At 53.8% G+C, this 20,919-nt stretch carries 26 protein-coding genes, 1 pseudogene and 1 other annotated feature; of the genes and pseudogenes, 3 read left to right on the top strand and 24 right to left on the bottom strand.

Going from position 1 to position 20,919, the window contains the following annotated elements; all coding sequences use genetic code 11:
- Window positions 1–56 precede the first annotated feature (56 nt).
- Both NSS88_RS13065 and NSS88_RS13060 read left to right on the top strand, forming a co-directional pair.
- Window positions 57–1,202: an IscS subfamily cysteine desulfurase gene (locus NSS88_RS13065; RefSeq protein ID WP_047819372.1), complete on the top strand. Its 1,146-nt coding sequence runs from the start codon at window positions 57–59 to the stop codon at window positions 1,200–1,202.
- Entirely contained in the window at window positions 1,199–1,738 is a 540-nt protein-coding gene (locus NSS88_RS13060) for a transcription repressor NadR (RefSeq protein ID WP_033014264.1), read from the top strand. Before NSS88_RS13065 ends, NSS88_RS13060 begins: the two co-directional genes overlap by 4 nt.
- A gap of 68 nt (window positions 1,739–1,806) precedes the next feature.
- On the opposite strand, the gene pheA is transcribed toward NSS88_RS13060, so the two are convergent.
- From pheA to NSS88_RS12940, 24 genes are all read right to left on the bottom strand, one after another.
- A complete protein-coding gene (gene pheA / locus NSS88_RS13055) occupies window positions 1,807–2,655 on the bottom strand; it encodes a prephenate dehydratase (RefSeq protein WP_033010956.1) in 849 nt (282 codons plus the stop codon).
- A 21-nt stretch (window positions 2,656–2,676) separates the two neighbouring features.
- On the bottom strand, window positions 2,677–3,120 hold the full coding sequence (locus tag NSS88_RS13050; RefSeq protein ID WP_033010955.1) for an ACT domain-containing protein: 444 nt from the start codon (window positions 3,118–3,120) through the stop codon (window positions 2,677–2,679).
- 18 nt (window positions 3,121–3,138) lie between these two features.
- Window positions 3,139–4,440 (bottom strand): GTPase ObgE, encoded by a 1,302-nt coding sequence (obgE, locus tag NSS88_RS13045; RefSeq protein WP_049624752.1) that lies wholly within the window; start codon window positions 4,438–4,440, stop codon window positions 3,139–3,141.
- 94 nt (window positions 4,441–4,534) lie between these two features.
- Entirely contained in the window at window positions 4,535–5,095 is a 561-nt protein-coding gene (locus NSS88_RS13040) for a sporulation initiation phosphotransferase B (RefSeq protein ID WP_033010953.1), read from the bottom strand.
- Between the two features lie 177 nt (window positions 5,096–5,272).
- Entirely contained in the window at window positions 5,273–5,563 is a 291-nt protein-coding gene (gene rpmA / locus NSS88_RS13035; RefSeq protein WP_008881065.1) for a 50S ribosomal protein L27, read from the bottom strand.
- A gap of 15 nt (window positions 5,564–5,578) precedes the next feature.
- On the bottom strand, window positions 5,579–5,911 hold the full coding sequence (locus tag NSS88_RS13030; RefSeq protein ID WP_033010951.1) for a ribosomal-processing cysteine protease Prp: 333 nt from the start codon (window positions 5,909–5,911) through the stop codon (window positions 5,579–5,581).
- Window position 5,912: 1 nt separating this feature from the next.
- Complete coding sequence (gene rplU / locus NSS88_RS13025) at window positions 5,913–6,221, bottom strand: 50S ribosomal protein L21 (protein WP_033010949.1); 309 nt, start codon at window positions 6,219–6,221, stop codon at window positions 5,913–5,915.
- A gap of 15 nt (window positions 6,222–6,236) precedes the next feature.
- Window positions 6,237–6,316: a sequence feature (ribosomal protein L21 leader region), on the bottom strand.
- A 145-nt stretch (window positions 6,317–6,461) separates the two neighbouring features.
- A complete protein-coding gene (locus NSS88_RS13020) occupies window positions 6,462–7,322 on the bottom strand; it encodes a M50 family metallopeptidase (protein WP_049624753.1) in 861 nt (286 codons plus the stop codon).
- Window positions 7,315–8,082, bottom strand: coding sequence for a M23 family metallopeptidase (locus NSS88_RS13015; protein ID WP_049624754.1), 768 nt, complete (start codon window positions 8,080–8,082; stop codon window positions 7,315–7,317). The genes NSS88_RS13020 and NSS88_RS13015 overlap by 8 nt, the downstream gene beginning before the upstream one ends.
- 263 nt (window positions 8,083–8,345) lie before the next feature.
- On the bottom strand, window positions 8,346–9,149 hold the full coding sequence (gene minD / locus NSS88_RS13010) for a septum site-determining protein MinD (protein ID WP_033014273.1): 804 nt from the start codon (window positions 9,147–9,149) through the stop codon (window positions 8,346–8,348).
- A 2-nt stretch (window positions 9,150–9,151) separates the two neighbouring features.
- Complete coding sequence (minC, locus tag NSS88_RS13005) at window positions 9,152–9,844, bottom strand: septum site-determining protein MinC (RefSeq protein WP_033010588.1); 693 nt, start codon at window positions 9,842–9,844, stop codon at window positions 9,152–9,154.
- A 40-nt stretch (window positions 9,845–9,884) separates the two neighbouring features.
- Entirely contained in the window at window positions 9,885–10,403 is a 519-nt protein-coding gene (gene mreD / locus NSS88_RS13000) for a rod shape-determining protein MreD (protein WP_049624755.1), read from the bottom strand.
- A complete protein-coding gene (gene mreC, locus NSS88_RS12995; RefSeq protein ID WP_055357874.1) occupies window positions 10,400–11,266 on the bottom strand; it encodes a rod shape-determining protein MreC in 867 nt (288 codons plus the stop codon). Before mreC ends, mreD begins: the two co-directional genes overlap by 4 nt.
- 20 nt (window positions 11,267–11,286) lie before the next feature.
- Window positions 11,287–12,309: a rod shape-determining protein gene (locus tag NSS88_RS12990; protein WP_033014277.1), complete on the bottom strand. Its 1,023-nt coding sequence runs from the start codon at window positions 12,307–12,309 to the stop codon at window positions 11,287–11,289.
- A gap of 160 nt (window positions 12,310–12,469) precedes the next feature.
- Window positions 12,470–13,150, bottom strand: a complete 681-nt coding sequence (gene radC, locus NSS88_RS12985; RefSeq protein WP_055357875.1) for a RadC family protein — start codon at window positions 13,148–13,150, stop codon at window positions 12,470–12,472.
- Window positions 13,151–13,289: 139 nt separating this feature from the next.
- Complete coding sequence (locus NSS88_RS12980) at window positions 13,290–13,877, bottom strand: Maf family protein (RefSeq protein ID WP_033014281.1); 588 nt, start codon at window positions 13,875–13,877, stop codon at window positions 13,290–13,292.
- A gap of 110 nt (window positions 13,878–13,987) precedes the next feature.
- A complete protein-coding gene (locus NSS88_RS12975; RefSeq protein WP_328213410.1) occupies window positions 13,988–15,103 on the bottom strand; it encodes a stage II sporulation protein D in 1,116 nt (371 codons plus the stop codon).
- 116 nt (window positions 15,104–15,219) lie between these two features.
- Window positions 15,220–15,681, bottom strand: coding sequence for a type II secretion system protein (locus NSS88_RS12970; protein ID WP_341084935.1), 462 nt, complete (start codon window positions 15,679–15,681; stop codon window positions 15,220–15,222).
- Window positions 15,682–15,702: 21 nt separating this feature from the next.
- Complete coding sequence (locus NSS88_RS12965; protein WP_061580783.1) at window positions 15,703–16,410, bottom strand: hypothetical protein; 708 nt, start codon at window positions 16,408–16,410, stop codon at window positions 15,703–15,705.
- Window positions 16,407–16,982: a DUF2681 domain-containing protein gene (locus NSS88_RS12960; protein ID WP_011232099.1), complete on the bottom strand. Its 576-nt coding sequence runs from the start codon at window positions 16,980–16,982 to the stop codon at window positions 16,407–16,409. Before NSS88_RS12960 ends, NSS88_RS12965 begins: the two co-directional genes overlap by 4 nt.
- Entirely contained in the window at window positions 16,972–17,904 is a 933-nt protein-coding gene (pilM, locus tag NSS88_RS12955) for a type IV pilus biogenesis protein PilM (protein WP_011232100.1), read from the bottom strand. Before pilM ends, NSS88_RS12960 begins: the two co-directional genes overlap by 11 nt.
- A gap of 27 nt (window positions 17,905–17,931) precedes the next feature.
- Window positions 17,932–18,693: a prepilin peptidase gene (locus tag NSS88_RS12950; protein WP_341084931.1), complete on the bottom strand. Its 762-nt coding sequence runs from the start codon at window positions 18,691–18,693 to the stop codon at window positions 17,932–17,934.
- Between the two features lie 43 nt (window positions 18,694–18,736).
- On the bottom strand, window positions 18,737–19,159 hold the full coding sequence (locus tag NSS88_RS12945) for a type II secretion system protein (protein ID WP_341084930.1): 423 nt from the start codon (window positions 19,157–19,159) through the stop codon (window positions 18,737–18,739).
- A gap of 147 nt (window positions 19,160–19,306) precedes the next feature.
- Entirely contained in the window at window positions 19,307–20,494 is a 1,188-nt protein-coding gene (locus NSS88_RS12940; protein ID WP_339239558.1) for an IS701 family transposase, read from the bottom strand.
- 117 nt (window positions 20,495–20,611) lie between these two features.
- On the opposite strand from NSS88_RS12940, the pseudogene NSS88_RS12935 reads away from it, so the two are divergent.
- Window positions 20,612–20,911 (top strand): annotated as a pseudogene (locus NSS88_RS12935) (zinc ribbon domain-containing protein); the annotation flags it as partial.
- Window positions 20,912–20,919: the final 8 nt, after the last annotated feature.

The following is a 20,919-nucleotide window of genomic DNA, read 5'->3' as shown; positions in this document are numbered from 1 at the left end:
ATATTTAAACTAATGGCAAGAGGTTGGCTGAAAAAAATGAAGTGAGGCGGGAAACGATGATTTATTTGGACTATGCAGCGACTACACCGATGTGCCAAGAAGCCATTGCGGCCTACGCCGAAGCAGCAGCTGTTTATTTTGGCAACGAAAGCAGCCTGCATGACATCGGAACGAAAGCAAAACAACTGCTCACCTTATGCCGGCGCGAGTTGGCCGCCATGATCAACGGGGAAGCGGAAGGGGTGTATTTCACAAGCGGCGGCACGGAAGCGAACGTGCTCGCGGTCCGTTCGCTCGTCGCCGCCCGCCGGCAGAACGGAAATCATTTGATTACGACGGAAATCGAGCACGCCTCTCTCCATCATCTGTTCAAACAGTTGGAAACAGAGGGGTACCGTGTCACTTACTTGCCGGTCGACCGTTTTGGACGCATCCGTCTCGAAGATTTGGAGCGGGCGATCACGCCGCAGACGATTCTCGCTTCCATCCAGCACGCCAACTCGGAAATCGGCACCACCCAGCCGCTTGCCGACATCGGCCGCCTGCTGCGGGCGCGCGGCGTCCTTTTCCATAGCGATTGCGTCCAAACTTTTGCTAAAATACAGCTAGACGTCAAAGCCATGGCGATTGACAGCATCTCGGTGTCCGCCCATAAAGTGTACGGGCCGAAAGGCGTCGGAGCGGTGTATATCGATCCGCGCCGCCATTGGAGTCCGGTGTTTCGGGGAGCGACGCATGAATCCGGCTTTCGCCCGGGAACGGTCAACGTGCCGGGCATCGCCGCCTTCATCACAGCCGCAAAGCAGCTGTACGATCGGATGGAAAGCGAGCAAGCGCACTTCGAACGGCTGCGCCGCCGGCTGCTTGACGCCATCACCGTCAAACAGCTGCCGATCACGGTCGAAGGCCATCCCGACTACCGGCTCGCCCACATTGTCGGTTTGACCGTTAACGGGTTGGACGGGCAGCTGGTGATGCTCGAATGCAACCGCGCCGGCATCGCCATTTCCACCGGCAGCGCCTGCCAGGTTGGACAGCAGGCGCCGTCGCGGACGATGCTCGCCGTCGGAAAAACGCCGGAAGAAGCGAAGCAGTTCGTCCGCATCTCCTTCGGCATGGCGACGACACAATCTGACATTGACGAACTCGTATCCACGCTCGAACAGATGATCTTGCCGCAAAAGGGGGGATGGACAGGATGAAGGAGGAAAAGAAAATTTTAGGGGAAGCAAGGCGCCAGCTCATTTTGCAGTGGCTGAAAGAAAGCGACACACCGCTTACCGGCGCCGAGTTGGCGGCGAAAACGAACGTCAGCCGCCAGGTGATCGTCCAAGACATTTCGCTGTTAAAGGCGCGCAACGAACCGATTATCGCGACAAGCCAAGGATATCTGTATTTAAAGCCGGCTGAGCCGGCCAAAACGTATACGCGAACGGTCGCCTGCTTCCATACACCCGAGCGGACGAAAGAAGAGCTGTATTTGCTCGTGGACTGCGGCGTGACGGTGAAAGACGTCAAAATCGAACATCCGGTCTACGGCGACTTGACCGCGTCGATCATGGTCAGCAACCGCCTGGAAGTGGACCAGTTTATCGCCAAAATCGAAGCGACGAAATCGTCGTATTTGCTTCAGTTGACGGATGGGACGCATTTGCATACGCTTGAGGCCGACTCACCGCTGAAACTGGATGCCGCCTGCCACGCTTTGAAACAAGCCGGCTTTTTAATTGAAGCCTAAACGGAAACCGCATGCACGTAAAGAAAAAAACGCGGACAGGAACACACCGTTCGCGTTTTTCACCTGTTTTAGGCAAAATAATATGGATAACTGCCCAACAGCTGCACCGTGCAGCCGAGCGCTTCGATTTCGGCGATCGCTCCCGGAATGAGCACCTCGTCGAGCGGCGCGTCGATATCAATGATGAAAAAGTAGTTTCCGAGACCTGTTTTCGCCGGACGCGACTCAATTTTCGTCAAGTTGAGCCGCCGCCAGGCAAACGCCGACAGCACCTGATGGAGCGCGCCAGGATGGTCTTGCGGCAACATCACAACGACAGTCGTTTTGTCGCCGGCATAAAGCGGCGAGTTGGGCGAAAGCGGCTCATTCCGCCGGCTGACAACGATGAAGCGCGTATGGTTGTAGTCATAGTCGTGAATATTCTCTTGGACGATCACCAGCCCATATTCGTTGGCAGCGAGCCGGTTGGCGATCGCGGCCGCCGGCAAGTGGGGGTGTTCGCTCACAAATTTGGCGGCAGCGCTCGTCGATGTCATCGGCACTTGACTGGCGCCTTTGAGCACCGTATGTAAAAATTTGCGGCATTGGGCGATGGCGTGTGCGTGCGAGTACACCTCTTTCACTTCGCGCCAGTGTGGGGCATGATACGGGTGCACAAGCAAATGCTGCTCGATTGGGACGACAATTTCGCCGATGATCGGCAGCGGCTGTTCATGAATCAAATAATCGAGCGTTAAGTTGACCGACCCTTCCAATGCATTCTCAAGCGGCACAACGGCCGCCTTAATTTCCCCAGCGGCGGCGGCGTCGATGCAGTCGGGAATCGTATTGTACGGCTCGCGCGGCTCCGACGGAAACAGCGCCGCGACCGCCGCTTCGGTAAACGTCGCCTTCGGTCCTAAATAGCCGATTTTCATTTCGCTTGCCTCTCCCTTGCTTTAATACACTCCTGAACCGACAATTTCCACTTTTTCGACAAATTCAAGCCTTCTCAACTTCCCCAACAGGTCATCGATGTCTTCATGCATATCGTTCGTACTGACGGAAAGCGTCACGTTCGCCCGCCCTTGCAGCGGGATCGTCTGGTGAATCGTCAACACGTTGCAGCCGGCCGCCGCCACGACGCCAAGCAGCTGTGACAGCGTGCCCGAGCGGTCTTCCAAATGGAAAAACAACGTCACGATATTTTCTTTCGTCACCGCCTGAAACGGAAAAATGGCGTCGCGGTATTTGTAAAAGACGCCGCGGCTGATGTTCGCAAGTTGCGCCGCCTCGGCGACCGAGGCGGCTTTTTTCCGCTCAAGCAGCTGCTTAGCCAGCACGACTTTTTTCATCGCTTCCGGCAGAACATCTTCGCGCACCAAGTAAAATTTTTTCTCCACCGCACCTTCCCCCGCTTTTTACCGTTCATCCCAGTCGTCGACAAACTCAAACTCGTAATCGAGCAGCCGGACGGTGTCGCCGTCTTGCGCCCCGCGCTCGCGCAGCGCATCGTCCACCCCCATGGCCCGCAGCTGGCGGGCGAAGCGGCGCACCGATTCTTCACGCGAAAAATCGGTCATTTTCAACAGCTTTTCGATTTTATCGCCAGATAGAATAAACGCTCCGTCGCTGCCGCGGGTGATCGTAAACGGCGGCTTCTCTTTCTCATACTTATAGACGACACGCTGCACAGCCGGCTCTTCCGGTTCATGGAGCGGGAACTCCGGCGTTGTTTCCAATAAATCCGCAATGGCAAACAAAAGCTCGCGCACCCCTTGCCTTGTCGCGGCTGAAATTGGAAAGATCGGCACCGCCTCGCCGACTTTCTCTTTGAAGCGGCGCAAGTTTTCTTCGGCACCTGGCATGTCCATTTTATTGGCGGCAACAATTTGCGGCCGCTCGGTCAAGCGCAAATTGTACTGTTTCAGCTCCTCGTTGATGACGACGTAATCGTCATACGGGTCGCGTCCTTCCACCGCCGCCATGTCGATGACATGGACGATGACGCGTGTCCGTTCAATATGGCGCAAAAACTGATGCCCAAGCCCCACCCCTTGATGGGCGCCTTCAATCAGCCCCGGCAAGTCGGCCATGACAAAGCTGCGGCCGTCTTCTGTTTCGACAACACCTAGGTTGGGCACAAGCGTTGTAAAATGATATTCCGCGATTTTCGGCCGCGCGGCGGAAACAACCGACAGCAACGTCGATTTGCCGACGCTTGGGAAGCCAACAAGCCCGACATCGGCAAGCAGCTTCAATTCCAAAATGACGTTTCGCTCTTCGCCCGGTTCGCCGTTTTCGGCGATTTCCGGCGCCGGATTGGCCGCAGTCGCGAACCGGGTGTTGCCGCGCCCGCCGCGCCCGCCTCTGGCGACGACAAACCGCTGTCCGGCTTCCGTCAAATCGGCGAGCACCTCATTTGTATCGGCATCGATAACGACCGTCCCAGGCGGCACTTTGACGAGCAGGTCTTCCGCATTTTTCCCATGCTGGTTTTTCGACATGCCGTTTTCGCCACGCGGCGCTTTAAAATGGCGCTGGTAGCGAAAATCCATTAGCGTTCGCAGCCCTTCGTCCACGACGAAGACGACGTCGCCGCCCTTGCCGCCGTCCCCGCCGGCCGGACCGCCTTTCGGGACGTATTTTTCCCGGCGGAACGCGACCATGCCGTTGCCGCCGTCCCCGCCTTTTACATAAATTTTCACTTGATCGACAAACATGGCTGTTCCTCCGATTCGCTTCCATCATGACAAAATGAGTGTAGCTAATATTTATTATTGTATACAGAGCCAATTCAATGCTGTCAATATGTGCTTACCAATAAGGCGACCCGGAGCCGAGCGGCAGCTCGAGCTCCACCGTCAATTCGTCCGCCCCGACAGCAAACGACACGAGCCGAAGCGGTGCTGATGGCTCACAGCGCTCGAGGCAGGCGCGAATGGCATCACCATCCCGCCATGCGCCGCGGCCGTCAAAAAAGAGCCCCACCCGCCCATCCGCAATCTCAATCGTCACGCATAAATGGTTTTCCGCCTGCTCATCGGCCTGCGCCTCAAGCAGACGAAAAAACCGGCGGCACCATTCGCTCAATTGTTCGTCATACGGCGACAAATCAGCCTCGCCGCCGACAATTTCATACTCAAGAAAAATCGGGTGCGGCTCCCAGTTGTACGTCATCATCAGCTCAGCAAACCGTTCGGCCTTTAAGTTCGTTAACCGCGTTTCCTGCTGCGCTTCGCCGATAATGCCGTTGATGATTTCTTGCACCCGCTCCACTTTATTGAGCGCCAAATGGCCTTTAATGAGCTGGATTTTGTTCAGCCAGTCATGGCGGGCATGGCGCATCACTTCGACGACAGTCCATCGCTTTTCCATGCAACGCTCCCCTATTCAATGCAGCGCAGCTTCCCGCGCCGCCTGTTGTTTCCTTCTCCCTTTTTAGAGAGGACAGTTTACTTTTACTATAGCATTTTCTGACAGCGAACGGGAGCGGTTTTTCGAGGGGAAAAAGAAAAACTCTAACCGCCACGGTTAGAGTTTTTCGAAACAATATTACGCTTCTTGACTGACCGGATAGACGCTCACGCGTTTGCGGTCGCGGCCGAGCCGTTCAAAACGGACGATGCCGTCGATTTTGGCGTACAGCGTGTCATCGCCGCCACGGCCGACGTTCAAGCCCGGATGGACTTTCGTTCCGCGTTGGCGGTACAAAATCGAGCCGCCCGTGACGAATTGGCCGTCAGCGCGTTTCGCGCCAAGGCGTTTCGCGATCGAGTCGCGGCCGTTTTTCGTCGAACCGACCCCTTTTTTCGAAGCGAAAAATTGCAAATCGAGTCTCAGCATGGCAGTCACCTCCTGCTACTTCCATGTTACACGGATGAATTTTCCGTAATCGCGTTCGATCGTCTTCAGCGAGACGACCATCGCTTTGAGCAAAAGCTGCACTTTTTCTGCCGTCGCTGCTTCTTCCAGCTCCGGAAGCTCACAGCGAAGATAGCCGCCGTCTTGGCCGAGCGACACATTCGGGCGGACGCCGGTGAGCTCCTCAATGGCGTTGATCGTGCCGAACGAAACCGCCGAAGCACCGGCGCATACAATGTCCTCTCCGCGTTTCGCAAAATGGGCATGCCCTTCCATCGTAAACGCGCGAATGCAGCCGTCCGCCTCCCGTTCAATCGTGACGCGAATCATCTTATGCGTTGATTTTTTCGATCACGACTTTGGTGTACGGCTGACGGTGGCCTTGTTTGCGGCGATAGTTCTTTTTCGCTTTATATTTGAAGACGATGATTTTCTTTTGCCGGCCATGTTTTTGCACTTTCGCCGTCACGGTTGCGCCTTCGACCGTCGGGTTTCCGATTTTCACCGTTTCCCCGCCGATGAACAACACTTTGTCAAACGTGACCGTATCGCCTTCATTGGCATCCAATTTTTCAATGTAAATTTCTTGGCCTTCTTCCACTTTCAATTGTTTGCCACCAGTTTCGATAATTGCGTACATGCATCGCACCTCCTTCATAATACTCAGACTCGCCAGCGTCAAGGCGGTTCCGAATGGAACGCTTCACAACCCGCGCTGAGCGGTTGTAGTACGGGTGCGTCTTTTTGCGACAGCCGCCCTCTTTTGTCCTTTCCGAAAGGGACAAAAAGTCTACAACGTCATTTATAATAACATAGAAACAGCCTATCGTCAACCACTATTTTCCCCACAAAAGCCAACAAAAAAGCGGCGGTCGCCGCTTTAATAAATGAGTGCACCTAGTGGCGCGTCGGTCCGCTTTTCCGCAAAAAACGCATGCAGCAGCTCATTTTCATCGAGCGTCATCCGCTCGCCGCTCCCGCCAGTGACCTCGATCGCATGCTTTTGTCCACGGTAAAAGCGGTGCAGCACGGCCGAGATGCGCTCCTCGGCGGAGGCGGTGATTGTCTGCAGCCTTGTATAGTCGCCTTTTTTTCCGTAATACCGTTCAAGCAAAAAGCGCATCACGATATACGGATGCTGCTTCCACTCCTGCCAGACGGCATGCGCCAAAAAAGCGGCGATCACCCACAACTCCAACTGGCGCGGCACCGCGACGAGCAAAAGGATCACGCCGGCAACGAGCATCGCCGCTGAGATGGCAACCATATTCCGGTGCGCCTCACTGAACGGGCGGCGATACGAAAGCAGCAAAAACAACAGTTTGCCGCCATCAAGCGGCCAAACCGGCAGCAGGTTCAGCCCGAAGACAGCAACGTTATAGTGAAAAAACAATTCCCAGCTCCCGTCATCCATCCAACCGGCCTTCCAGAAAAAACACGCTGCGGCCCCGAGCCAAAGATGCTGCGCCGGCCCGGCGAGCGTCACGATCCACTCCTCGCGAAACGGCCGGTTTCCATGCTCTTCCACTTCCGCTACCCCGCCAAACGGCAGCAGCAAAATCCGTTTCACCCGCCACGAAAAAAACGCCGCGGCCGCCGCATGGCCGAGCTCATGAACAAGGACGATAAAAAACAGCAAACAAAGCTGCTTAAAATGGGCGGTCAGCACCGCCATGCCGCCGATCAGCCATAACAACGGATGAACATGCAGTTTGCCAAGCAGCCCGATATACTTATTCAAAGGAGATCACCTGGATGGGGTCAATAAATTTATCTCCCTGCTTAATGGCAAAATAAAACAGCCCTTTTTGGTTATCCGTTTCGCTCGCTTGGACGGTGCCGATCTCTTTTCCCATTTCGACAAAATCGTATAGTTTCACCGATATCGTCCCTAAATGGCCATACCACGTCTCGCTGCCGTCGGCATGCTGAATGACGACTGTTTTCCCGAGATTCTCTTTCATGCCGGCAAAGGTGACGATCCCTTCTTTCATCGCTTCCACTTTGGCTCCATTCTCAGTTTCGATCGTCACACCCTCCCCGTTTTTTTCAAAACTTTCGAGAATCCGTCCAGAAGCCGGCACTGCATAGGATGAAGCCGTTTTCACCTTTTCTTCCTTTTTCGGGGCAAAAAAAGCGAGCGGCTCGCCAAACGTTTGTTCATACCAAGCCGAGACAGCGGCGAACTGAAATTCCGTCTCCATCGTCCGAGCGACAAACTGCCGGGCCGGCTCGAGCGAAGCGGACGGATGTTTGAACAAAATGGCGGTGACGAGCACAAGGCAAGCGGCGATGAGCGTTTGAAAAAGAAACCACTCTTTGCGGAACAGCGGGTGCGGCCCCGATTCAAACGAATAGCGGTCGTACGTAACGACCGGCAGCCCGTACCGCTCCTCATCAGCGGCGCTCCATCTAGATTCTTTTGGATCCTGCCCCTTATATTGACGTTCCCTTCTTCGTTTTTCAATGCGTTTTTTCATCTCACGGACGCGTCGATCCATACGTCCCCCCTCCACCTTTCCAACAACGTTTGTACTAATTTATGAGACAACCTCATGGAATATGAACGAGCGTTTTTCGCCGCGCCTCGCCGAACACGTCCGCGAACAAATCCCTCAAACGGTTTCACACCAACGTTTCGGCTGAGCGCCGCAACCGATCGATACCATCTGCTTCCGTTGTTACAGATCAGGAATTCCAAACAGCACAACAATTATGAATAAAAAAAGAAGGCCCATTCAACGGCCTTCTTGCGCCAACTCTATTATTTCAAACTAAATATTTTCCGAATCTTTGAAAACAGCCCCTTCTCCTCTTCCTCAAGCGGCGGCAGCGGCACCGATTCGCCGAGGATGCGGCGGGCGATGTTGCGGTAAGCGATCGACGCCTTGCTGTTAGGGTCGAGCACGATCGGTTCGCCTCGGTTCGACGCTTTGATCACGTTTTCATCGTCGACAATAATGCCGAGCAGCTCGATCGACAAATGCATGACGATTTCATCGACATCGAGCATATCTCCGTTTTTCATCATATGGCTGCGAATGCGGTTGATGATCAAGCGCGGCGACTTGACGTGCTCTTCCGCTTCAAGCAAGCCGATGATGCGGTCGGCGTCGCGGACGGCCGACACTTCCGGCGTCGTGACGACGATCGCCTCATCCGCGCCGGCGACGGCGTTGCGGTATCCTTGCTCAATGCCAGCTGGACAGTCGATGAGCACATAGTCGTATTCTTGCTTCAGCTGCTCGATCAGCTCTTTCATCTGCCCCGGATTGACCGCCGATTTATCGCTCGTTTGCGCAGCCGGCAGCAAATACAAATGGTTTTCGAACCGCTTATCTTTGACAAGCGCCTTTTGCACGGTGCAGCGCCCTTCGACGACATCGACTAAGTCGTAAATAATGCGGTTTTCAAGCCCCAGCACAACATCAAGGTTGCGCAGCCCGATGTCCGTATCGACCAGGCACACCCGCTTCCCCAAAATGGCAAGGGCCGTCCCAAGGTTCGCGGTCGTCGTCGTTTTGCCGACGCCGCCTTTCCCGGAAGTGATGACGATCGCTTCTCCCACGGTCACATTCTCCTTTCTAAGCGCGTCAAATTCGGCCGCAAATGCATGAGCAGCTGCAAGCGGTCGACAACAATCTGGTTATGTTCATCAACATAAGCGCATTCCATTTCATTTCCTTCGTCCGTTTTGTAGTCGGGAGCGCGGTTCATCACATCGCCGATGCGCAGCTGCATCGGCTTCATCACCGACGCGGCGATGACAGCTTCTTTGTTCCCGCTATACCCTGCATGAGCAATGCCGCGCAAAGCGCCGAGGATGAAAATGTTCCCCCCGGCGATGACTGTTCCGCCAGGGTTGACGTCGCCGATCAGCAGCAAATCCCCTTCGACATGAAGCACTTGCCCGGAACGGACGATGCGCGGGACAGCCGAAATTTTCATTTTTTGCACCCATTCGAGCGCTTCCGCTTTCGATATGACATTGCTTTCGATTGAATCGACGACCAAGTTTTTGGAACGGCGGATGAGCGCGCGCAGCTCCTCTTCTTGTTCGGGCGTCAAGTAACGGTTCCCGACTTTGAGATGCACGGAGACGAGCGGACTGTTTGGCGCAACGCCGGCGCGTTTGATGAGCCGCTCTTCGATTTCTTTCAACAAGTCCTCGTACGAACAGCGGTCATCCAACTGCAGCGTCAGCCCGTCTTTCGTCCCTTTAATCGTCACGTACTGCTGCTTTTGCTTTGCCACAACGTTCACCCCAACGAATAATTCTACAAAACGGGCCGTTTTTCCTCTTTTATTCTTCCTGCTCCGACCGGCGAATTTTTGCCATCCACCGTTCAAGCGGGTGCAAAAAGACGAGCAAAAACACGGCGTTTAACAGCAGCGTTGGCCATAAGCGGCGCCCCCAAAAGACGGCAAACGGCCAATCCGTCCGTCCGATCAACAGCTGGATGCCGTACACATAACTGTCAAGCACCGCGACAGCCAACAACGACAACAAAAAAAGAACGAGCCAGTTCTGGTGAAACCATCTCATCACTTTGCCCGCTCCATAGGCGATGAGCGCATAGGCAAACGCGTAAACGCCGAGCAGCTCCGTATAGACGCAATCATACAGAAACCCGAAAACAACCCCGTATCCCATCGCCCGCGTTCCGCCGAAGTGCACAGCCATCAGCACCAAAAAAATGAGAAAAAAGCGGGGAACAAAAAAATACCGGATGTATACATCGCCTTTCGGCCATACATCAACCAAAATGCTTTCACTGACAAAACATAACACCGCAAGGAAAGGGAGACGCCACTTATTCACTTTGCCTCCTCCTTTTCTTGCAGTGTTGCATCGATCGTCCGTTTCACAATCATAACGTCGTCCACATCGTACAAGTTGGCAAACGGCTTGACATAGATGACTTGCGTCAGCCCGTACTGATCCGGTTTGACTTCCGTCACTTCACCGATCGGCAATCCCTTTGGAAACACGCCGCCGAGGCCGGAAGTCAATACTTTTTGCTTCTCCTTCACTTTGGCGTCAATTGGAATTTCGCCAAGGATCAGTTCGCGTCGTTTGCTGTCATACCCTTCAATTAAGCCGAATACATTTTCGTTTCCTTGGACATACGCGGAAATGCGGTTGTTTTGGTCAAGCGCGCTCAACAGCTGGACGGTGGATGTGAATTGGGAAGCATGCTGCACTTTGCCGACAAGTCCAGCCGGGGTAATGACGGCCATATCTTTTTTCACCCCGTGTTGCGCACCTTTGTTGACAATCACCGTCTCCCGCCAACGGTCTGGATTCCGTCCGATCACGGTCGCTTGAATGGGGATAAAATCGCGCAAACTCTCTTTTTTATCGAGAAGCGCCCGCAACCGTTCGTTTTCCTGGCGCAGCGACTCCACTTCGGCCTGCAGCGCCGCATACTCCTCAAGCCTCGCCTTCAGCAATTGATTTTCCTCATATGTATGGCGAAGGTCGCTCACATTTTCAAGGAAGCCCGCGACCACTTGCGCAGGCTTCCCGAACAGAAGCTGGACAAAACCAACCGTGTCTTTCACAAACTGCTCCGGCCACGTCAGTTGCTCGCGGCTGCGCAGCGAAAACCCGATCAACATGACGAGAATGACGATGCTGACAAGCAAAAAAATGAGGCGCTTATTTCCGAAAAACTGTGGCATGCGTCGGCACCTTCTTGCTGTCAGCGATGGTCTCTCGCCTTGTTTTTGAACAAGTCGATGTGGTCGAGCGCTTTTCCTGTGCCGATGGCCACGCAGTCAAGCGGATTTTCGGCGACGATGACCGGCATATCCGTTTCTTGGCTGATGACCTTATCCAAATTGCGCAACAAAGCTCCGCCGCCCGTCAGGACGATGCCGCGATCCATAATGTCGGCCGCTAGCTCCGGCGGCGTTTTTTCAAGCGTGTTTTTCACGGATTCCACAATGGCATAAACCGTGTCGCGAAGCGCCTCAGCCACTTCCTCGGCGCTGATTTCGATCGTTTTCGGCAAGCCCGTCAATAAATCGCGGCCGCGAATTTCCATGTTTCCGATTCCTTCCGGATTTCCGGCTGAACCGATTTCCATTTTAATCGCCTCGGCTGTCCGTTCGCCGATCATGAGGTTATACGACTTGCGAATGTATTGGATGATCGCTTCATCCATTTCATCACCGGCAATGCGGATCGACTGGCTCGTCACGATGCCGCCGAGCGAAATGACCGCCACTTCGGTCGTGCCGCCGCCGATGTCGACGACCATGCTGCCAGTCGGCTCCCATACCGGCAAGTTAGCGCCGATTGCAGCCGCAAACGGCTCTTCAATCGTATAGGCGTCGCGCGCTCCGGCCTGGCGCGTCGCATCGATGACCGCCCGCTCCTCGACCGCTGTAATGCCATACGGCACGCACACCATCACATACGGCTTGCCGGCAAACAATCCCTTCGTCTTGATGGCTTTGCGAATATAATATTTCATCATCGTCGCTGTCGTCTCATAATCGGCGATGACGCCGTCTTTCATCGGCCGCAGCGCCACGATGTTGCCGGGCGTGCGCCCGATCATGTTTTTCGCCTCGTTGCCGACCGCAACAATTTGCTTCGTGTCGCGCTGAATGGCGACGACGGACGGCTCGCGCAAGACGATCCCTTTTCCTTTGACATAAACAAGCGTGTTCGCTGTCCCTAAATCGATCCCAAGATCTTTCGTTCCAATCCCAAACATATCGTTGATCTTCCTTTCCGAAACGAAATGCGTATTATCATTTTTCTATTGGCCCAATTGGTCGGATGTCAGTCATTTATAAATTGTACAGCACCGCCTAAACGGATTCGGAAAAACTCATAGTTGATATTATAACTGATTCGACAAAAAATGAGAACCGTTAGACATAGCCTTTTTCTTTCAGACTGATGAATTTTTGATCGCCGATGATAAGATGGTCCAACAGCTCAATGCCGATAATGCGGCCGCATTCCGCGAGCCGTTTGGTGACATCGATGTCTTCGCGGCTTGGGGTTGGATCACCGGAGGGGTGGTTGTGCACGCAAATGACAGAGGCGGCGGATCGTTTGATCGCCTCTTTAAACACTTCGCGCGGGTGGACAATTGAAGCGTTTAAGCTGCCGATGAACACCGTTTTGCGATAAATAACTTGGTTTTTTGTATTCAAATAAATCGCAACAAAATGTTCTTGCGACAAAAACCGCATATCTTCCATCACATATTTGGCTCCGTCCTCCGGGCAGCGGATCACATAGCGGTCGTTATAGCCGGATTGGTGGATGCGGCGGCCGAGTTCCAACGCCGCCAAAATTTGCGCCGCTTTTGTCGGCCCGATTCCTTTAATATTCGTCATTTCTTCCACTGTTGCGTCTTTGAGCAACCTTAGCCCTTCAAAGTGGCGAAGGAAGCGTTGGGCAAGCTGCACGACCGACTCGTCCTTCGTTCCGGTGCGCAACAAAATCGCCAGCAGTTCATGGTCTGCCAAGCTTTCCGGCCCCGACGACAACATCCGTTCGCGCGGACGGCTGTCTTTCGGCACATCGCGGATCATCCACGCCATTGTATTCCTCCCTTTTCGTATGTTTGTTCGACCAAACGGCTGGCGCGCTGCAGGCGCCCAGCTGCTTGGCCACATCGCGTCCCCATGCCGTCTCGCGGCCATGGCGAAGCCCCAGACTGAACATCCTTTGCTGAAACAATCACGTCTCCATTCCGTAAGGCGGCCATCCAAGCCGGCGCAGCTCCCGTGCCGTCCGCGACAGCGGCAAGCCGACGACCGTCAAATAATCCCCCTCAATCCGCCTGACAAACAAGGCAGCCCGGCCTTGAATGCCGTACGCCCCCGCCTTGTCCATCGGCTCTCCGGTGGCGATGTAGGATGTGATTTCCTCATCGCTCAACTCCCAAAACGTCACCGCTGTTTTTTCAGCGAATGACACAGTCTTCCCGTGCGGCGCCGCGATCGCGACACCGGTCCAAACATCATGCGTTCGTCCGGACAAAAGCCGCAGCATGTCAAACGCTTCTGTTTCGGTGCGCGGTTTTCCCAACAAGCGTCCGTTGCACACAACGATCGTGTCGGCGCCAAGAACGAAGGCACCGGGCGCAGACGGCGCAACCGCTCCCACTTTCCGGCGGGCCAGCAATTGAACGGCTGCGTCGGGCGGCATTCCGGGGGGGATCGTCTCATCGGCCTGGCTTTCCTGCACGTCAAACGCCCAGCCGGCCAGCTCGAGGATTTGCCTGCGGCGCGGGGAACGAGAGGCAAGCACGAACCGTGGGGGCATCGTCATTCTCCTTTCTTCGTTTCGGTTCGGAAGATTCATTTGTATCGTAGCAAATTTTGCGGTGAAAGGCAATTTCTGCAGGTGGGCGAAAAAACAAAAAACGGAGCCGTTCAGCTCCGCAGCGGAACCAACTCCATGTAAACGGCAAGCGCCTCAAGCAGCAGCTGCTGGGTTTTGTTCAGCAGCTCTTTTTCCTCCCCCTCCTTGTAGGCAACAAGCGCCAAATACGCCTGCTTCAGCGACTCGGCATATTTCTTGACCGTGTTGTCGTTGGGTGTTTCGCTTTTTTCAAACGAGCCGTACACCTTGCTCAGCGCCTCCCATTCCCCGTCGCTCACATCCTTGCCGGCGAGCAAAGCGGCGGAAACTGCTGCCATGCTTTTGTATAGCGCCTCTCCTTTTTGGACGATATCCGACCGGCGCGCCTTCGTGTCGGCCGCAAACGACAGCTCCTTTACGTACGTGCTCGGCACCGCTCCTCGGTATTGGTCGTTGACCGCCCGCAGCGCTTCCTTATCCGCGCCAACCGCAATATAGAGAGCCGCCGGCTGTTTTCCAGCCACCACGACCGGCACGTCGGCCTGTCGAATCGATTCGGCTGCCCGCGCCGCCGAATCCGCATTTGAGTAGACGCCGGCCTGAATGACATCGACCGAAAACGGGGCGGGCAACTCGCTTTCCGCACGTCCTCTGCCCGAAACCGCTCCATCCTCCGTCAGTTCTGTCAACGCTTCCGCCGCCGGCGATGGCTCCGCTTTTTCCTTCGGGACAAGACGAAGCATCACCATGCCAAATGCCATGCCGACAAGCGCCGCGACTGCCGCCGCGAGAAACAGCGGCTTAACGTGCGACGGCAGCCACGGCCGGCGCGTTTTGCCGACTTTCTTCTTGGGGACTGCCTCTGAAATGGAAAAGATCGGTTCATCATCTTCCATAGCGGCAGCCCCCTCCTTTTCAGCAACGGCCATCACTTCTGTTTCCGTTTCTTGTCCGCCGTTGCGCCCGCAATCCGTTGCGTCTCCACCGTCTGGAAGGCTGCCCCCCTGCCGAGGGCTGAGCGAAAGATATCCGACCGAGGTTCCACCAACGGAAGAAGCGGCCGGCGAAGCCGCTCTGTGCTTCTGTCCGCTGGGTTCATCCTGTTGCTCGTCCGATGGTTGTTCAATGGTAAACGGCCGCGATTGTCCGTTAATGTTCACCATAATGCCCGGACGCTGCTTGTCCATTTTGCCACCGTCCTTTTTCACACTTCGATTTCTTTCGCCTATCTTACCATAAAGAGAAAAAAAAAGAACAAGACATTTGTCGCCTTGTTCCTGCTTCTTTTCTTCATTTTCCGACATTATCGGTCACGAATCATCTCCGTCCCCAGCGCTTCGACAGGAATCGGCTGCTCGCGCCCCTCATAGGTGCAAAGCTGCTTTGTCTCGCCTTTCAAGCAGACAGCGTACTCAATCCCGCCGTCTTCCCGCTTTGTGGCAAGCACGTACGATGGATTTGTTTCCGGCGGCAATACATTTCCGGTAAACGGATCTTCGATTGGATCCAACAAACCGTTGCCCACCAATTCGCCATACAACAATATGGCAGAAGAACGGGCTGTCAAAAATTCCATTTTCTCGGCGCCGACATACAGCCGCGCCGCTTCATATAGTCCATACGCATCGGAAACAAACGCCCGCTCGCGCGCACGGTCGATCACCGTCCACATAGCAAGACCGACGATCATCGCCACCATGCCGATGATCACAAGCACAGCCAAGAGCTCGATGAGGGTCATTCCCCTCTTCATGCGAATGAGCATATCGGACTTCCACCATCCTCTCTATCGGTCCGAAGACGGCGCCATTTCCACGAGCGGATTGTCTTTACCGCTTGGCGGAGGGACATCGCGGATGGGAGACAACTGTTTCCATTTCTCAAGCTTCGGAGCATAAAACGCACGAACGGTCACCGAATACGTCAACGGTTGGACTTCATCAGCGATGGACATCAGCTCCGGAGGCCCAGTGACGGTCAACCCTTCAATCGCCACGATGCGCTCCGACTGCTCCAACACCTCTAAAAACCGTTCAAGCTGATAATAGGAAGGCGACTGCACGGTCAGTTGGGCGGTGATGGATTGAATGCTGCTTGACGGAGAAACCGCTCGATTTCCTTCGCTTCCGTTGTTCGTTCCACTGTCGTTCTGCTGTGAAGATGCTGCTCCTTCATCAGAAAAATTGACGCTCACCAGCTGGCTGTCAGCGATATATTCCGCTTTCTGAAACAAGAGCAACAACTGGTCCGTAAGCGGATGGACAGGGACTTTTTTTTGCAATGAAGCAACGGTTTGTGCTGTTTCCTCTGAAGAAGGAGGCAGCTTTTGCTTCAAAGCGGCGAGCACCTTTTTCTCGCTTTGCACCGTTTGCTCCATCTGCTCGAGCTGGCTGTAGCGAGGCATGACCAGCCATGAATAGGCGGCCGCAAACAAAAGCGCGGTGACCGCAGCCATTGCCGCAACAAGAAGCGGCCATTTGCCAAAGCGGCTCATGATTTTTTTCCCTCCCCATCAGCCTGTTGCAGCTCCAGCTCATATTGCGCCATATATCTTGGCACGACTTGATGATCTTCCGGTTCGCCACTCGTCTCGCTATTGGCCGCCACATTGACCAGTTTGACGTTTTTCACCATTCTCACTTTTTCTAATCGATCCAAATAATAGGCCGCCTCTTCCGGCGCATCAAACTGCACCACCATGGTCATCTTTGTCTGATCCGAGTACGTCACATTCATCATGAATCCGCGTTCGGGAAGCTGCTTTGTCAATGCCCGCAGCAACGGCACTGATTTCAGCGGATAGCGTTCCGCCCATTTCACCGCCTTCGCCAGCTCTTCTTGCTCCTTCTGTTCGTCTATATTTTTCATTTTCGCCGCCAGTACATCTTGCTCCGCTCGCACTTTTTTTAATTCCGCCTCCAACATGGCCTGGCGATGATCCGCACGATCGATCAACCAATACAGCACCGAACCGGCTAGGAGAAGCAGCGCCGCCCCGAACAACAAAACGAGACGGATCGGCTGCCTCGTTTCTTTTTTCGGCAATAAATTGATTTCAGCGATCATCGTCAGCCCTTCCTTCTTTCAACGCCAATCCCCAGGCGAGATGAAAGCGGTCCGGCAGCGGATCAAGAGACGCGCTGAGCCGTTCTACAGGCACTTCAAGCCGCTCTGTCAAAGCCGTGAACACATGGCCCAACTCTGGATGATCGCCGGCGAGAAACAGGCGTGTGATGGACTGTTTGCCTTGTTGGAGGGAAAACGAATAAAAGCTCATGATCCGTTCCATTTCCTTATACACATCGACGAACGGATCCACAATCGCCGCCGTCCGGTCACGATAGGCTTCAAGCGGCAAATGGCGCATAAACAACGGCAAATGACGATGAAACACGCTCAAATTCACGGCGGATTCGTCAAACTGCACAAGCAAAATATGATCGTCCGGCGCAGCTTGTCCCGCCGCATAAAACGGACGATAAGCGCAAAGCGGCGATACATCCGCGGCCACCGGGCGCAAATCGGCTTCTTCCAAAAGCGCCGCGTATTCCGACACCGCCTCTTCCGGCGCCGCAAACAGCAAAATCGACACCGCCTCGCTCGTTCTCTCCATCACCACATAATCAAACACCGGATCGGCAAAAGGAAGCGGAATCGACTCGCCAAGCTCCAGAAATAAATAGCCGCGAATTTCTTCATCCGACAAATGAGAAGGAAGGGGCAAACTGCGGATCATGACGAATGGATCAGGGACGACAAAGCGCGCGCGATGGCCGTCTATTTTCCATTCCTCCACGCATTCGTCCAAAATCATGGCCAATGTTTCCCCATCGACGATGCGGCCGTCGCGAACAACCCCTACTGGCAATGCCCGTTCGCCCCATCGTTTCACTTCAGGCGGATGCCCTAGCTTGACTTCCACATAGCGAATGGCATGATCTTTTACGACGATGTTCACATATTTGGACTTTCCCCACCATAACGCCATTCTCGTTCGCCCCCTTTCTTCCCATCCTTACACAAAAAGATCCATATACGCATCGACAAGCTGATCACCGAAAAACAGCGCCGTCAATGACCCGAGCGCAATCGCCGGCGCAAACGGCATCGGCTTTCCGCGCCGCACGCGGCCCAACGCCATGCCGACAAGCCCGATCACCGTTCCGTACAACGTCGCCAAGAAAAACGCGAGCAACACCATTTTCCAACCGAGCACAAACCCAAGCACGGCAAACAGCTTCACATCGCCGCCGCCCATCCCGCCTTTGGACAAAACGGCGATCAGCCATAAAAGCGAAAATCCGACCGCCGCCCCAAGGAGCATATCGGCCCACGGCAAAAACGGAATCACAAGCCGCTCAACCAAAAACAAACCGACAAACACCAAAAGCACCCGGTCGGGGATGAGCATGTAGCGAAGATCGGAGACGACAATGATGGCAAACAAGCTGATCAACGTCCACGCCACAACGAGCCGCCCGCTCCAGCCGACCCACATCGGCGCGGCCGTAAACAAGGCAGCGGTGGCCAATTCCATCGCCGGGTAAAGGGGGGAGATGCGCCCCCCGCACCCTTTGCATCTTCCTTTTTGCGCGACATACGAAACAACCGGGATGAGCTCCCCAGCCGATAGCGTCCGTCCGCACGCCGGGCAATGCGACCGCGGCCTGATGATTGACTCTCCGGCCGGCACCCGCAGCCCGACGACGTTGAAAAAGGAGGCGAGGAGCAATCCTACTAAAGCAATATATACATATACTCCAACGTCACTTGCCATTACAAGAGCCCCGATAATTTATTCTAAATTACCCGTGTTATTATTACTCTTTCTTGTTGATTACTTTGTCACTTTTTTTATTTTGCAATTCTTCTTCTGTCAATTCAGCATCATTCAGCACGGTGTTAGCGTCATGTTTTTTTAATACATAAGAATACTTTCCGTTTACACCGTCTTTGCTGACCTCAACCTCATAATCTTGGTCTTTGACATTGTCTAAATAAGAATCTAATTCCGTTTTGCTTAAAGTATGCGGAAAGTTTGCTGGAGTATTGGCCGTCATATACAATTTCGCTGCATTGATAATTTGAATTCCTTCAGCAATTTTGGCGTCATCTTTTGACTTGTTAATCAACCCCCCAATCGCCGGAATCGCAATCGCCGCGACGATCCCTAAAATGACGATGACGGCGAGCAGTTCGATGAGCGTCAAGCCGCGCTCGTTTTTCAACACCCGTTTGAACATGGTTCACTCTCCCTTTCTTTCATTTTTAGCCTGTTTTCCCTATTTATTCTACAACATAGGAAGAAAAATAGGAATATATTCTTATCTGTAGATGAGCATTTTTCATTACAATAATTTCCATGGTTAGAGAGACAAACAGGGTACCCCTTACGCGATACGGAGCTGTTTTTTGATCACATCAATAGGAATCTCTTGCTTCGCAGCGTCATAAATGAACTCGACGACGCTGTGGTCTTTCCGCGACCGAAGAAGCTCCAGCCCGGTGGAGAGGTTTTGGCGGGATTCGGCGATGCTGTACACGCAGGAGAGCAGCACCACCGCCCAATACCGTTTCACCGCCCGAATGTGGCGAACGCGGTATCCATCCAGCTTCAGTTGATCTTTCGCCTGCCGGAAAAAGCACTCGATCGTCCAACGCTGAGCATAGTAACGCAAGATGTCTTCGTCCCCGAGTTCCCGGTCGGTGCTCAAGATGCAATGAAGATGTTCCGGCGCCATCGGCTGATCCGCCTTCCAAGCCAGCAGCACCACCGCGTCATCGAGGCCATGGATGGCCCCCTCATAGCGATACACGCGATAACGCTCCTGCCCCACCGTGACGAGGCGGGTGTCTTTGGACTCGATATAGCGGGCAAACTGCTTGGCTTGGATGGCGATGCCTTTCGGGTAGAGAATCCGGTTCGTCTTGAGCATCGCGATGACATGGAATCCCTGTTTCAGACAGGCTTCGATGAGCTTTTTGGACGGATACCACGAATCCATGAGCACATACACCGGCTGAGCCCGCTTCACCTTGAGCGAGGAAAGCATCTCGATCGCCAGGTCGATCTTGCTTTTTCCCGCTTTCTTGTCATACAGGCGGAACGCAAATGGGAACGCCTGCGTGAAGGTGTGCACCATCAGCCAAACGAGCGAATGCCCCCAGACCGATTGATGATCTTTATGCGAGTAGTGCCAGTCGCACCCTTGAATGGCGTGCACAGCCCGTGACGAAGGCTTTGTTTTTTGGCAAATCGTATCATCAATCGAAACAAAAAGGGGTTGATTCTTCCGTTTGGCCAGTCGTTCGACCTGGGAAAGGATCCACTCTTGAAGCTTCCCAAGCAGCCTTTCCTCGTTCCAAGGGCTTTTCGTGAAAAAGTGACGGAGCGTCGTTCGATGATTCGGATGAAAGCTCCAGTAATGAATATCAGTCAATGTTCCCGAGAATCCCTTGGTGGTCAAGGCATCGACAATATGAATGAGATGCTTGATGACCGGTTTGGAAAGCTGCAGCGTCAACCCCAGCGTGAAGAAAAACTTGTGGATTCCTTGGTGATGTGCTAATCTATTCATGAGACATGAACCTCCTTGTGGATAGTTGGTGGTACATCTATTCTAACCAAGGAATCGGGTTCATGTCTCCTTTTTTGTTTAGTTGTCAATTTATGTCAGTGAATTTACTCATCTACAGTAGAATATCTTTGTGAATTTTACGGCATTGAATTCTTGAAACAGGAAGAATCATATACGTCTCAAGCCAGCTTTTTTGACGGCGATGAGATTCCTGAATATAATGCCGACAATCCAAAAGAATATAAGTTCAGCGGCAAACGTATTAAGCGCGGCTTGTATCGAACAAAGTCTGGCAAACTAATGAATGCTGATGTCAATGGCGCATTAAACATCTTAAAGAAAAGTAAAGCTGTAGACCTGAGTGTCTTATGCTCTAGCGGCGAAGTGGACACGCCTCAAAGAATAAGGATTGCTTGAAGCAGTCA

Source organism: Geobacillus sp. FSL W8-1251 (assembly GCF_038005945.1).
Taxonomy (GTDB): domain Bacteria; phylum Bacillota; class Bacilli; order Bacillales; family Anoxybacillaceae; genus Geobacillus; species Geobacillus stearothermophilus.
Note: the sequence above shows the minus strand (reverse complement) of the source record. Positions and strands in the feature narration are given on the sequence as shown.

Bases quoted from the DNA above. Each gene is read 5' to 3' on its own strand.
- NSS88_RS12970 (WP_341084935.1), bottom strand. From the start codon at position 15,681: ATGCTCATTCGCATGAAGAGGGGAATGACCCTCATCGAGCTCTTGGCT.
- NSS88_RS12950 (WP_341084931.1), bottom strand. From the start codon at position 18,693: ATGGCAAGTGACGTTGGAGTATATGTATATATTGCTTTAGTAGGATTG.
- NSS88_RS12940 (WP_339239558.1), bottom strand. From the start codon at position 20,494: ATGAATAGATTAGCACATCACCAAGGAATCCACAAGTTTTTCTTCACG.
- NSS88_RS12960 (WP_011232099.1), bottom strand. From the start codon at position 16,982: ATGATCGCTGAAATCAATTTATTGCCGAAAAAAGAAACGAGGCAGCCG.
- NSS88_RS12965 (WP_061580783.1), bottom strand. From the start codon at position 16,410: ATGAGCCGCTTTGGCAAATGGCCGCTTCTTGTTGCGGCAATGGCTGCG.
- rpmA (WP_008881065.1), bottom strand. From the start codon at position 5,563: ATGCTGAGACTCGATTTGCAATTTTTCGCTTCGAAAAAAGGGGTCGGT.
- NSS88_RS12975 (WP_328213410.1), bottom strand. From the start codon at position 15,103: ATGGACAAGCAGCGTCCGGGCATTATGGTGAACATTAACGGACAATCG.
- mreC (WP_055357874.1), bottom strand. From the start codon at position 11,266: ATGCCACAGTTTTTCGGAAATAAGCGCCTCATTTTTTTGCTTGTCAGC.
- NSS88_RS13065 (WP_047819372.1), top strand. From the start codon at position 57: ATGATTTATTTGGACTATGCAGCGACTACACCGATGTGCCAAGAAGCC.
- NSS88_RS12945 (WP_341084930.1), bottom strand. From the start codon at position 19,159: ATGTTCAAACGGGTGTTGAAAAACGAGCGCGGCTTGACGCTCATCGAA.
- pheA (WP_033010956.1), bottom strand. From the start codon at position 2,655: ATGAAAATCGGCTATTTAGGACCGAAGGCGACGTTTACCGAAGCGGCG.
- NSS88_RS12980 (WP_033014281.1), bottom strand. From the start codon at position 13,877: ATGCCCCCACGGTTCGTGCTTGCCTCTCGTTCCCCGCGCCGCAGGCAA.
- NSS88_RS13015 (WP_049624754.1), bottom strand. From the start codon at position 8,082: ATGGATCGACGCGTCCGTGAGATGAAAAAACGCATTGAAAAACGAAGA.
- NSS88_RS13040 (WP_033010953.1), bottom strand. From the start codon at position 5,095: ATGGAAAAGCGATGGACTGTCGTCGAAGTGATGCGCCATGCCCGCCAT.
- obgE (WP_049624752.1), bottom strand. From the start codon at position 4,440: ATGTTTGTCGATCAAGTGAAAATTTATGTAAAAGGCGGGGACGGCGGC.
- radC (WP_055357875.1), bottom strand. From the start codon at position 13,150: ATGGCGTGGATGATCCGCGATGTGCCGAAAGACAGCCGTCCGCGCGAA.
- NSS88_RS13060 (WP_033014264.1), top strand. From the start codon at position 1,199: ATGAAGGAGGAAAAGAAAATTTTAGGGGAAGCAAGGCGCCAGCTCATT.
- NSS88_RS12990 (WP_033014277.1), bottom strand. From the start codon at position 12,309: ATGTTTGGGATTGGAACGAAAGATCTTGGGATCGATTTAGGGACAGCG.
- rplU (WP_033010949.1), bottom strand. From the start codon at position 6,221: ATGTACGCAATTATCGAAACTGGTGGCAAACAATTGAAAGTGGAAGAA.
- NSS88_RS13030 (WP_033010951.1), bottom strand. From the start codon at position 5,911: ATGATTCGCGTCACGATTGAACGGGAGGCGGACGGCTGCATTCGCGCG.
- pilM (WP_011232100.1), bottom strand. From the start codon at position 17,904: ATGGCGTTATGGTGGGGAAAGTCCAAATATGTGAACATCGTCGTAAAA.